The 11,920-nt window shown below is 71.5% G+C and carries 11 protein-coding genes; 9 read left to right on the forward strand and 2 right to left on the reverse strand.

Annotated elements, in window-relative coordinates; translation table 11 throughout:
• Positions 1-7 precede the first annotated feature (7 nt).
• Complete coding sequence (locus tag DCW30_RS36410; protein WP_076682634.1) at positions 8-1,975, forward strand: M13 family metallopeptidase; 1,968 nt, start codon at positions 8-10, stop codon at positions 1,973-1,975.
• 299 nt (positions 1,976-2,274) lie between these two features.
• Here DCW30_RS36410 and DCW30_RS36415 read toward each other — a convergent pair whose 3' ends face one another.
• A complete protein-coding gene (locus DCW30_RS36415; protein WP_076682632.1) occupies positions 2,275-2,859 on the reverse strand; it encodes a TetR/AcrR family transcriptional regulator in 585 nt (194 codons plus the stop codon).
• Between the two features lie 179 nt (positions 2,860-3,038).
• Here DCW30_RS36415 and DCW30_RS36420 point away from each other — a divergent pair, with 179 nt between their 5' ends.
• Complete coding sequence (locus tag DCW30_RS36420; protein WP_076682630.1) at positions 3,039-3,509, forward strand: nuclear transport factor 2 family protein; 471 nt, start codon at positions 3,039-3,041, stop codon at positions 3,507-3,509.
• A complete protein-coding gene (locus tag DCW30_RS36425) occupies positions 3,506-4,513 on the forward strand; it encodes an NAD(P)H-binding protein (protein ID WP_076682628.1) in 1,008 nt (335 codons plus the stop codon). The genes DCW30_RS36420 and DCW30_RS36425 overlap by 4 nt, the downstream gene beginning before the upstream one ends.
• A 123-nt stretch (positions 4,514-4,636) precedes the next feature.
• On the opposite strand, the gene DCW30_RS36430 is transcribed toward DCW30_RS36425, so the two are convergent.
• Positions 4,637-5,161 (reverse strand): carboxymuconolactone decarboxylase family protein, encoded by a 525-nt coding sequence (locus tag DCW30_RS36430; protein WP_079249870.1) that lies wholly within the window; start codon positions 5,159-5,161, stop codon positions 4,637-4,639.
• Positions 5,162-5,244: 83 nt separating this feature from the next.
• Between DCW30_RS36430 and DCW30_RS36435 the strand changes: the two genes are divergently transcribed.
• The 6 genes from DCW30_RS36435 to DCW30_RS36460 all read left to right on the forward strand — a co-directional run bounded on the left by DCW30_RS36435 (position 5,245) and on the right by DCW30_RS36460 (position 11,880).
• Positions 5,245-6,213: a pirin family protein gene (locus DCW30_RS36435; RefSeq protein ID WP_076682626.1), complete on the forward strand. Its 969-nt coding sequence runs from the start codon at positions 5,245-5,247 to the stop codon at positions 6,211-6,213.
• Positions 6,214-6,275: 62 nt separating this feature from the next.
• Positions 6,276-6,992, forward strand: a complete 717-nt coding sequence (locus DCW30_RS36440; RefSeq protein ID WP_237283305.1) for a hypothetical protein — start codon at positions 6,276-6,278, stop codon at positions 6,990-6,992.
• 762 nt (positions 6,993-7,754) lie between these two features.
• On the forward strand, positions 7,755-8,435 hold the full coding sequence (locus tag DCW30_RS36445; RefSeq protein ID WP_076682624.1) for a helix-turn-helix domain-containing protein: 681 nt from the start codon (positions 7,755-7,757) through the stop codon (positions 8,433-8,435).
• A 243-nt stretch (positions 8,436-8,678) separates the two neighbouring features.
• Positions 8,679-9,683: an asparagine synthetase A gene (locus DCW30_RS36450; protein ID WP_076682622.1), complete on the forward strand. Its 1,005-nt coding sequence runs from the start codon at positions 8,679-8,681 to the stop codon at positions 9,681-9,683.
• Positions 9,684-9,699: 16 nt separating this feature from the next.
• Entirely contained in the window at positions 9,700-10,611 is a 912-nt protein-coding gene (locus DCW30_RS36455; RefSeq protein WP_076682621.1) for a response regulator transcription factor, read from the forward strand.
• A 12-nt stretch (positions 10,612-10,623) separates the two neighbouring features.
• The gene (locus DCW30_RS36460; protein WP_076682618.1) at positions 10,624-11,880 is read left to right on the forward strand and encodes an ATP-grasp domain-containing protein; all 1,257 of its coding nucleotides are present in this window, start codon (positions 10,624-10,626) and stop codon (positions 11,878-11,880) included.
• Positions 11,881-11,920: the final 40 nt, after the last annotated feature.

Raw genomic sequence — 11,920 nt, forward strand, 5'->3', positions numbered from 1 at the left:
TGCCAGGATGAGCATTCTGGATGACGCCCGCCCGGGCATGAACCCCGACATCCGACCGCAGGACGACCTCTTCGGACACGTCAACGGCCGCTGGCTCGACACGGAGAAGATCCCGGAGGACCGCTCCAGCTGGGGCCCCTTCGTGCAGCTCGCCGACACGGCCGAGCAGCAGGTGAAGGAGATCATCCAGGACCTGGCCGACACCCCGGCCGGCGAGGGCGCCTCCGCCGAGGAGGCCCAGAAGATCGCCGCGCTGTACGCCTCCTTCATGGACGAGGAGACCATCGCCGCCCGCGGCCTCGCCCCCGCGCAGCCGCTGCTCGACGAGGTCGCCGGGCTGCGGGACGTCCGCGAGCTCGCGGCGTTCCTCGGCCGCTTCGAGCGCGTCGGCGGCTCAGGTCTCTTCGGTTCGTACATCGACTCCGACGACCGCGACTCCGACCGCTATCTCTTCAACGTCCTCCAGGGCGGCCTCGGCCTGCCCGACGAGTCGTACTACCGCGAGGAGAAGTTCGCCGAGATCCGCGAGAAGTACGTCGCCCACCTCACCGAGCTGCTCACTCTCGGCAAGCACGCCGAGCCGGAGGCCGCCGCGAAGACGGTCCTCGCACTGGAGACCCGGCTCGCCTCCGGACACTGGGAGCGGGCGGCCACGCGTGACGTCCTGAAGACCTACAACCTCACGACGTACGACGAACTGGTCGCCCTCGCGCCCGAGTTCGACTGGCGCGGCTATGTGACCGGCCTGGGCGGCTCGGACGCCACCATCGCCGAGACGTGCGTGCGCCAGCCGTCCTACCTCTCCCACCTCTCCACGGTCCTCACCGAGGTGCCGATCGAGCGGTGGCGGGACTGGGCGACGACACGGGTCCTGCGCGCCTGCGCCCCGTACCTGCCGGACGAGTTCGTGCGCGTCAACTTCGAGTTCTACGGACGCACCCTCAACGGCACGCCCGAGCTGCGCGCCCGCTGGAAGCGCGCCGTCTCCTTCGTCGAGGGCGCCATGGGCGAGGCCGTCGGCAAGGAGTACGTGGCACGGCACTTCCCGCCGTCCTCCAAGGCGATGATGGACGACCTGGTGGCCAACCTCCTGGAGGCCTACCGGCAGTCCATCGCCCGCCTCGACTGGATGACGGACGAGACGAAGGAGCGGGCGTACGAGAAGCTCGCGACCTTCCGGCCGAAGATCGGCTACCCCGACACCTTCCGCGACTACTCCGCGCTCCGGGTCAGCTCCGACGACCTGCTCGGCAACGCGCAGGCGGCGGCCGCCTTCGAGTCGGACCGCGAGCTCGCGAAGATCGGCTCGCCGGTCGACCGCGACGAGTGGTTCATGCTGCCGCAGACGGTGAACGCGTACTACAACCCGGGCACCAACGAGATCTGCTTCCCCGCGGGCATCCTGCAGAAGCCGTTCTTCTCGCCCGACGCCGACCCTGCGGAGAACTACGGCGGCATCGGCTCGGTCATCGGCCACGAGATCGGCCACGGCTTCGACGACCAGGGCGCGCAGTACGACGGCGCGGGCAACCTCAACGACTGGTGGACCGCCGCCGACAAGACCGCGTTCGAGGCGAAGTCGAAGGCGTTGATCGAGCAGTACGACGCCTTCTCGCCCCGCAACCTGCCCGGCGAGCACGTCAACGGCTCACTGACGGTCGGCGAGAACATCGGTGACCTCGGCGGCCTGACCATCGGGCACACGGCGTACCTCATCGCGCTCGACGGAGCGCCGATGCCGCGCGACGAGGACGGCACCACCGGCTCCCAGCGACTCTTCATGAACTGGTCGTACTGCTGGCGCACCAAGCGCCGCAAGGAGCAGGAGCAGCAGTACCTCACGATCGACCCGCACTCCCCGCCGGAGTTCCGCGCCAACATCGTCCGCAACCTCGACGAGTTCCACGAGGCGTTCGGCACGGTGAAGGGCGACGGGCTGTGGCTGGACCCGGAGGATCGGGTCCGGATCTGGTGAGCCGAACCGAACCGATCGGCCGCTTGGCCGGAGGGTCATGTGGTCGGTGGGTCGGCAGGTCAGTAGAGGGGCGGCCGGGCCGGGGAGGGGTGCGGTTGCCCTCCCCGGCCCGGCCGTTCCGTTCGGTCGCCGTCGCCGGCCACGGCCTCGTAGAGCGCGGCATCAGCGAGCCGCCCGGTGGCCGAGCAAGCGGTCCTGCCGGGAGAGAGCCGTTCGCGCGGCACCGCGTCTCGCTCCACTCGATCCCTGCGGCGCCAGCCACCAGCGTGCGAGCCGCCCGTGCGGGCTAGGCGGCGGGATCAGGGCCGCCGCAGGGTGGCGCGGGTGAGGGCGGTGACCCCCGCGCGGATGTGGTCCGGGGAAGTGCCATGCGTGGTGAGGTGTTCGATCAGGTCGCTGCGCACGGCGGCCAGCAGCGCGTGTGCCAGGAAGGCGGCGTCGCGCTCGCCGCGGGCCTCGGTGAGCAGCGCGGTGAGTTCGGCGTGCCACAGCTCGTAGGTGTCGTTGTCGTACGGGCTGCCCCGGCCGGCGCTCTCCAGGGCGAGCATCAGAGGACGCGTGTCGAGCTTCAGGGTGAGCAGGGCGTCCAGGAGGGCGAGGGCGCGTGCGTCGGCGGGCGCGCCGGGGCCCAGCGGCGGAGGACCGGCGACGACGTCGGCCCGAAGCTGTTCGGTGCGCCGCTCCACGAGCGCCTTGACGAGCCCGAGGCGGTCGCCGAACCGGCGGAACAACGTGCCTTTGCCGACCCCGGCGGCCACCGCGATGTCGTCCATGGACACGCGCTCCGGGTCACCGTGCGCGCCGAACAACTCCTCCGCGGCGGCCAGTACGGCCTCGCGGTTGCGCTGGGCGTCGGCCCGCTCCTTGCGAGGGGGTGGGGGCACGGGTTCCTCCGGGGCAGTGGGCAGCGGGGATTGCGAAAGCGGACTAGCGGTCCGTATAGTCGGGCTAGATGCGGACCGCTGGTCCGTATATTAGCCCGCCGCGCGGTGTGGCGCTGGGCCGAGCCCTCGCGGCCCCGCCCGCCACTCCTCACCCCTACGCCGAAAGGCACCGCACTGCCATGACGTACGACAGCAGCAGCACCCGCACGGACGCCCCGCCGGCGTCGACACCGGAGGGCGTCTTCCGCCAGGGCATCGACCTCCTCCTCGCCAAGCGGTTCGACGCGTGGATCGACCTCTGGGCCGAGGGCGGAGTCATGGAGTTCCCCTTCGCCCCGCCGGGCGCCCCGTGCCGCCTGGAAGGCAAGGCCGCCGTCAGCGCGTACATGACCGCGTATCCCGACCACATCGACCTCACCGCCATCCCGTACGTCGAGGTCCACCGGACCGGCGACCCGGACGTGGTGGTCGTCGAGATGCGCTCCGAAGGGCGCGCGGTGGCCACCGGGCACCCTTTCGAGATGTCGTACGTGGCCGTGGTGACCGTCGAGGAGGGACTGATCACCCACTACCGCGACTACTGGAACCCGCTGACCGCCCTGGAGATCGCGGGCGGCGCCGACGCGCCGTTCGTGGGAGCGGCCCGATGAGCACGGCGACGCGCGTTCTGGTGACGGGCGGCACCGGCACGACGGGCCGTCGCGTGACGGCCCGCCTCGTGGCGGCGGGGCACGCGGTCAGAGTGGCGAGCCGCCATCCTGGCCCCGCGGTCGATGACGGCACGGCTGCCGGTCCCGACCCGGCCGCTGCCCACGGGACGACCGCTGGCCTCGCTCCGGCCGCCGGCCTGGAGACGGCCCGCTTCGACTGGAACGACCCGGCGACCCACGCCCCCGCGCTCGACGGAGTGCGCCGCGTCTACCTCGTCGCGCCCGTGGGCGCACCGGACCCGGCCGCGCCCATGCTCCCGTTCCTGGACCGGGCACGCGGCGCGGGCGTCGAGCGGGTGGTGCTGCTCGGGTCATCGGCGATCGCGGAGACGGACGAGGGCCTGGGCGAGGTGTACCGGGGCATCCGTGAGAGGTTCCCGCAGTGGGCGGTGCTCCGACCTTCCTGGTTCATGCAGAACTTCACCGGTGACCATGTGCACGCGCAAAGCATCCGCGAGCGCGGCGAGATCGTGACGGCCACCGGGGACGGCCGCGTCGCGTTCATCGACGCCGACGACATCGCGGAGGTCGCCGCACGGGCCCTCACGGACGAACGGCCGCACAACGCGGCCCCTCTCATCACCGGCCCCGAGGCCCTCAGTTACGCCGACGCCGCCGCCACGCTCACCCGTGTCACGGGCCGTACGGTCCGCCATCGCGCGGTCTCCCGCGAGGCGATGCGGGACCGGCTGACCGCGACGGGCCTGCCGGAACCGTTCGCCGATCTCCTCGCCGGCATGGACGAGGCGATCGCCGGAGGAGCGGAGGACCGTACCAGCGACGTCGTGGAACGCGTCACGGGCCGCGCGCCGCGCACCTTTGCCGCTCACGTGGCGGCGCACCTGGCTCGCGCAGGGCACGCAGCTCACCCGACGCAGGCGGCAGACCCCACGTATACGGCGCACCCGACACATGCGGCGCCCACGACGCCCGAGCGGCTGTGACCGCCGGGGAGGCACTCGCCGTACGCCGACTCGTGGCGCACGCCGCGTCATGGGGCCGTCGTCCGCCACGCCAGGGACGGCCGGGCGGCGGGAGTCGACGCCCGGCGCACCGGCTGTGACCGCTCACCGCCCCTGGGCGCCCCGCACCGGATGCTTGCTCAGGATGGAGACGCGGTTGAACGCGTTGATCGTGATCGCCACCCAGATCACCGCCGATATCTCGGCGTCGGAGAACAGCTCACGCGCGGCGGCGTACGCCGCCTCCTGTGCGGCGGCGTCCGCCGGGTGCGTGGTGGCCTCCGCCAGGGCCAGCGCCGCCCGCTCCCGGGGCGTGAACAGTTCGGTGTCCCGCCAGGCGGCCAGCACGCCGAGGCGTCGGGTCGTCTCGCCCTCGCGCAGGGCGGTACGGGTGTGCACGTCGAGGCAGTACGCGCAGCCGTTGAGCTGGGAGACGCGGAGGTTGACCAGCTCCACGAGGATGCGGTCGAGCCCGGCGTCGGCCGCCGTGGCCCTGACGGCGGCCGACGCCTCGACCATCGCGTGATAGGCCTTGGGGCTCTGCTTGTCGACGTAGACGCGCTGCACGGTCGGGTGGGCGTGCTGCTCCGGCTGGTGGGCGCGCTGCTCCGGGTGGTCGTGCCGCTCCATGTGGGCTCCCTCTGGGACTCGTGAAGGTTTATGATCGAAGACAGTGGTTGAAAGCCAAAGTATCTTGATGGGGGAAGGCAGCGATGAGCAATGCCGAGCGTGATCCCGCCGCCCTGCGCTGCGGAGCCGAGGGCAGTGGCACCGCGCGTCGGGCCGAGGTCCTCTCCGCGCGCGAGGTGCCGCTGGGCGGCCCGCGGGCCATGGCGGTGCGGCGCACCCTTCCCCAGCGCGCCCGTACGCTGATCGGAGCCTGGTGTTTCGTCGACCACTACGGACCCGACGACGTGTCCGCATCCGGCGGCATGGACGTCGCACCGCACCCGCACATCGGCCTGCAGACCGTGAGTTGGCTGTTCAGCGGGGAGATCGAGCACAGGGACAGCCTCGGCAGCCACGCCTTCGTCCGGCCCGGGGAGCTGAACCTGATGACGGGCGGCCACGGCATCGCCCACTCGGAGGTCTCCACGCCCGCCACCACCGTGCTCCACGGCGTCCAGCTCTGGGTGGCGCTGCCCGACGGGCATCGGAACGCCGACCGGGACTTCCAGCACTACGTCCCCACTCCGGTACGGGTGGACGGAGCCGAGGCCAGGGTCTTCCTGGGCACGCTGGCGGGCTCGACATCGCCGGTGCGGACGTTCTCGCCGCTGCTCGGCGCCGAACTGCTCATCGAGCCGCGCGCGACGACCACGCTCGCCGTGGACGCGTCCTTCGAACACGGCCTCCTCGTCGACCAGGGCCAGATCGTCATGGCCGGCGCCACCCTGCGCCCGGCGGAGCTCGGCTACCTCGGCACGGGCCACACCACCCTGACACTCACCAACGAGTCGGACACGCCCGCGCGCGTGCTCCTGATCGGCGGGACGCCGTTCGGCGAGGAGATCATCATGTGGTGGAACTTCATCGGACGGTCGAACGAGGACATCGTGCAGGCGCGTGCGGACTGGACGGCCGGCGCCCGCTTCGGCGAGGTCCACGGCTACGACGGGGACCCGCTGCCCGCTCCGGAACTGCCGTCTGTGCCCCTGAAGCCCCGGGGACGGGTGCGCTGATCTGCGCGGATGCGGGTTGCCGGCAGTGCGTGGGCGGCGGCTGCGGGGGTCAGGAGCCCAGGGTGTGCTCTGGCGGACGCGCCCGAGAACGACGGGTCGTCATCAGCGCCTTCATCAACTACCGGGAGCCGGTCCGTGCTGAGACCTGTCGCGAAGCCGTCGACCTGGCAGAGACGCCACTGCCCGCCACTCCGGGGGTCACCCGCGGGGTCGTCCTCGTCGCCGACCCCGCTCAGCTCGCCCTATGGCGCTCCCTGCTGACGGAAACCGAGCCCACCTCGGCCGCCCCGGTAGTGCTGCGTAGGCGTGACCACCGCAGCCTGCGCTGCTGGGCCCAGCGCGTCAACGTGTCCCCTGCGGAGGGCCGCCTGGACCGTCTCCACGAACTGACCGGCGGCTGGCCGCTCCTGGTGGACCGAGCCCACCGCCTGCGCGAGGAATGGAGTGACCCCGACGAGGTGCTGCGTCGTCTGGCCGACCTCCGCGCGGACCGGGTCGAGGCCCGCGCATCCGCCGAGGCCACCGGCGTGTGCGAGGATCCCCTGCCGGCCGCCGGATACCGGGCCCTCCCCGACGAGTTCAAGGACGGCCTCTTCGACCTGGAAGGCGCGGCGACCGCCGTCGCGCTCAAGATCGATGACGAGGACGAGGCACGGCTGATCGTCGACTTTCTCGGCACCCTCCAAGTCTTCGACCGCGAGGACACCCAGCTGCGCCTGGAACCGGTGCTCCGGGAGTGCGTGGCGTCAACGGGTGACAGAGCCGCCCGTGAATCGTGACCGGACATGGCCGTGGCGGTCTCGGGCGTGCCGGTCGGTCCGTCGCCCGTCGTCGGCCCGTTCGTCGAGGATGTCGCGCAGGACAACATCGCATCCTGATATTCGTGGTGCTATTCCCGGATCAGTACGAAGGGCAGCCGCTGACGGCCTCGGTGGTGCGAGGGCCGGCGTAGGGCGGTGGCCGGGCCGCGACCTGGGCGGCCGGGTGAGGGGTCAGCAGTTCGAAGGCTGTCTGACCTGCAGACAGGCCGATGTCTGGTGGGGAGGGCGGCCGGCGGCGTACGCAAACGCGTCGAGGCGGGCTGAAGGGGTGCTGCTCGGCACTCGCATTCCCATGTATGACCAACTAGCACAGGTAATCGGCCATTTGGCAGATTTTGCATTGGTGAGCGGGCGCCGTTCGGTGTCTGTCGCCGGTGCCGCACTGCCGGGTCGCCCATCCCGCAGCTCAGACAGGGTGCGACGGCCTGGGCCCGGTCGGGCGCGTGGTGCGGGCGGGCCGTTCGGGCGCCTCTTGCCCGTTCGGTCAGCCGAATGGATCCGTGGCTGGGGAGCGGCGTCCCACCTGTGCATACGGGGAGGGGACGTCGGCCGCTGGAAGGTTGTCGCGAAGCGTAGGCGTGTGACGGTCGTGACGTGGAGGCCCGGCAGCGCGCTTCCTATGGTGGGAAGCGGCGCCGCCGGATGCGCCGAGCGCGGCGACGCCGGAGGCCGCGTACCGGATCCGGGGAAGTATGGTCCACGAGATGTCGGAGTGACCTCATGGAAAACCTTCAGTTCGCCGAAATGCTGATGCGCACCAGACTGCGTTCAGGCATCACCCAGCAGCAGTTGGCCGACCTCTCCACCATCAGTTCCCGCGCGATAAGAAACCTGGAGAAAGGTCATGTGCGCCATCCGCGCAAAGAGACCGTCCAGCTGCTGGCCGACGCTCTGCGTATCGACGGGTCCACTCGGTACCGGTTGCTGAAACTCGCCGTGGAAGGGGAACGTGAAGGCCCGCACGGAAGTCCGGGCGGCGTCGGTCCGCCGGACTTCGGACGGCCCACCGCCCCGGGGGAGCCCTTTCACGACGCTCATGGACTCCCCGAACAGGGACCACGGTTGTCCGGTTCCTCGCTCGGTCAGGGATCGATCCCGCTCACCTCTCCCGCCTCCACCAAGGGAACGCGCCCCGATACCGACCCGGGAGCCCTCGCTGGGACGGCCCGGCCGGCCGCTGCCGGAACCGGCGCGGACGGGGACGACAGGGACGCGGAACCAGCCGGTGCACCGGATGTGCGGCGCCCCGCGCTCACCTGCGCCTACGAGTACAGGGCCGTGCCGCTCCCCGAGGGGTCCGGCCCCGGTGCCACCGGTGTTCTCACGGAGGTGGCCCGCGACGGCTGGCGGTTGGCCGCCGTCGACGGCGGCACCGCATACATGGAACGTCGCACCCGCTGAGTGCACGGACGCGCCCCGGCGATACACCGGCGCCCGGCCGTGACGCTCCCGCGCGCCCTGCGCAGACCCCACTCCCGAGTGGTACGTCCGCAGGGCGCGCCCACCTGCCCGCGAGCCGGTCGTCCTGTCGGCAGAGTTCCGGTTATATTCCGCCGGAAAATTCCGGACCGGTCACTTCCCTCCCCTAGCGTGGATCAGGCGAAGTTCTTCCCTGACCCTTTAGCGAAAGAGGGAGCACGAAGAATGTCAGCACCCGCAGTCTTGGTTGGCGCGCACCTCCCGCCCGGGCCACGAGCACACCTCAGCTCCGACAGCACCCGCCGGATTCTCCGCCTGCAGAACTTATTTCTGCGGCATGCCCGGGAATTCCTGTACGAAGCCGGATTCGTGGAACTCCTCCCTCCCGTCATCGGCCCGGTCACCGACCCCGGAATTCGCGGCGCCAAACAGGTCGACGTCGACTTCTACGGCCACCGCTACAAACTCATGACGAGCGCCTTCGTCTACAAGCAGGCGGCCTTGCTCGCCTACGACAAGATCTTCTACGTCGCTCCGAACGTACGGATGGAGCCACTGGAGACCTGCTCCACCCAGCGCCATCTCGCGGAGTTCCATCAGCTGGACATCGAGATGGCGCACACCAGCCGCGAACAAGTGATGGACCTGGCCGAGGAGCTGATCGCCACCGCTACCCGAGCGGTCGTCGCCGAGTGCGAACCGGCGCTGCGCGACCTGGGGCGCGACGTGGACGCGCTGCGGGCGATGCTCGCGGCCCCGTTCGAACGGCTCGCTCACACGGACGCCGTCACCCGTCTCGTCGACGGCGGCCATGCCCAGAGCGCGGCGGCCGAGATCGACTGGGAAGGCGAGCGCCTCCTCTCCGAGGGCAGCGGCCGCCCCGTGTTCCTGACCGACTACCCCAAGGGCTCACGCGTCTTCCTGGAGCGAGAGGACAGTCAACGGCCGGGCGTGCTGCGGACGTTCGACCTCCTGATGCCGGAGGGCTACGGCGAGGTCATCAGCGGCGGCGAACGCGAGTCGGACTACCGGCGTCTGATCACCCGGATGCGCGAGACGGGGGAGAACCCCGCCAAGTACGGCTGGTACCTGGACGAGGTGAAGAAGGGCATACCGCCGAGCGCGGGCTTCGGGCTCGGTGTCCAGCGCTTCACCCGCTACCTGGTGGGCGCCGACTACGTGTGGCAGACCACCGCCTTCCCGAAGCTTCCCGGTGTCGTCTCGCCCTGACCGCGGAGGTGCCGCGATGACCCGTATCACGAGCCACCCCCCGCGCGAGACCGGCGCGAGCGCGTGGGGCGGAATGCTCCCCGCCGCCGCGCTCCTCGACAACCTTCCCCGCCTCCCCTCGCGCCCGGCCGGACCCGTCGTAAAAGGGGCCGGCCCCGTGGGGCCGGCCGAAGCGGCCACCACGGGAGGACCCGCCACCGCCGAGCTCGCCACGGCGCCCGCACCTGCGCAGGTGTTCGCGCCGGCCGCCCCGCCCTCCGCCGAACCACCCCGTGTCCTCCTGGTCGACGGGGACCCGGTCTCCCGCCAGGTCTTCGGCGGCACCCTGCACGCGGACGACCAGGTCAGCCTGGTCGCCACCGGCGACAGCCGCCGCCCGGCCGCGGAGTGGCCGCTGCACCGGGCGGACCTGACGATCCTGGTCTCCGGACCGTTGGAGAACCACGTCCTCAAGGCCCAGGACGTCAACCGCCGCGGCGGCAGGACCCTCCTGGTGGGCGTCGACTGGTCCAAGCACCGGCTGGACGCCGCCCTGGCCTCGGGCACCTCGGGCTGCCTGAGCAAGGACTGGGCGCTGTCCCACCTGCCGCAAGCCGCTGCCGCCGCCGCGACCGGGCACATCGTGCTCTCGCCTGATCTCGTCGGACTCTGCGTGGCCATGCAGCCCGCGGACGCCGGCCGTGATCTCGCGGTCCGGCTGCGCTGCCTGACCCGACGGGAACGGGAGGTGCTGACCCTGCTCGCGGAGGGGATGTCGACCGGCGAGGTGTCCGACTGCCTCGTCGTCTCCCCGGCCACCATCAAGAGCCACGTCTCCCACGCCCTGACCAAGCTGTGCGTGCGCAACCGACTCGAAGCGGTCCTGCTCATGCAGGCGGCTCTGGGCTGCGGCGTCCAGCACGGCGAACTGTGCCCCGGAGAGATCTGAAAGGGACCGATCATGCCCGCATACCTCCTGGTGGGATACAGCGCGGACCTGCTGCGCGTCCTCGACGGCTTCCTGGCGCCGGACAGCGTCCTCGTCATGGACGAACCGGAAGTCCTCGCCGTGCGAGGCGCCCGTGACCGCACCGGCGAGATCGCCTGCTTCGCCGACGTCCTGCCCGCCCCGGTGCAGACCGACGCGGACCGGCTGCCCGCCCTCGTCGCCCCGCCGCCCGGTGTCAGTGCCGTGCTGCCGGGAAACGACTACGGCGTCGTGGCCGCAGCGGTGCTCGCCGACGCCTGGGGTCTGCCCGGCCCCGGCGCCGAGGCCGCCCGGACCTTTCGCGACAAGCGCCGTCAGCGACGGCTCGCCGACGAGGCGGGCATCCCCCAGCCCACCTGGAGAGAGGTGTCCGACGCGGCCGAAGCGGCGGAATTCGCCGCCGGGTGCCCCGACGGGTTCGTCCTCAAGCCTGCCACCCTCCAGTCCAGCGAAGGCGTCCTTGTCCTCGAACCCGGCGCGGACGTGGCGGCGGCCTGGCGGCACACCACCGCGCGCAACGTCATCGGGGGGACCATGCGCCTGGACGGGGCGCCCTCCCCGTGCCTGGCCGAACGACGGCTCCTGGGCGAGGAGTTCAGCGTCGAGCTGCTGCTGCGCGACGGCGCCGCGCTGTTCTGTAACGTGACCGCCAAGCGTCTGCTCGGTGGCGTCCACCCGGTGGAGATGGGACACGTCGTCCCGGCTCCGCCCGAGGGCGGCGTACGCGAATCGCTGAGCGCCAGCATGCTGGCCCTGGCCCGCGCGTCCGGATTCCGTACCGGCGTCATGCACGGCGAGTGGATCATCGAGGACGGGATGCCGCACCTGGTGGAGTGCGCCGCGAGGCTGCCCGGCGACCAGATCCACAGGCTCATCGAACTCGCCTACGACTGGGACCTGTTGCGCAACTGGTTCCGCATCGCGGCCGGGCAGGAGCCCGCTGCGGCACCACGGCGGCCACAAGGCGCAGCCATCCGCTTCTTGGGTGTCCGGCCCGGCCGCGTCACGTCCGTCAGCGGGATCGACGAGGCCCGGTCCACGGCGGGCGTGCGCGACGTCGCCGTCTCCGTCGCCGTGGGCTCGCACGTCGAACCGATCCGCAGTTCCTGGGAGCGCTCCGGCTTCGTGATCGCCACCGGGCCGGACGGCCGGGGCGCCGAACGCACGGCCCGTACGGCGTCCGAGCGCATCGTCATCGCGACCGAGCAGGACGCGCTGGCCGGCGCCTGACCCGGACCACCCACCCCGGACCCACCCCCACGCGCGCCCC

The sequence above is a fragment of the Streptomyces alfalfae genome, from assembly GCF_004127445.1.
Taxonomy (GTDB): Bacteria; Actinomycetota; Actinomycetes; order Streptomycetales; family Streptomycetaceae; genus Streptomyces; species Streptomyces alfalfae.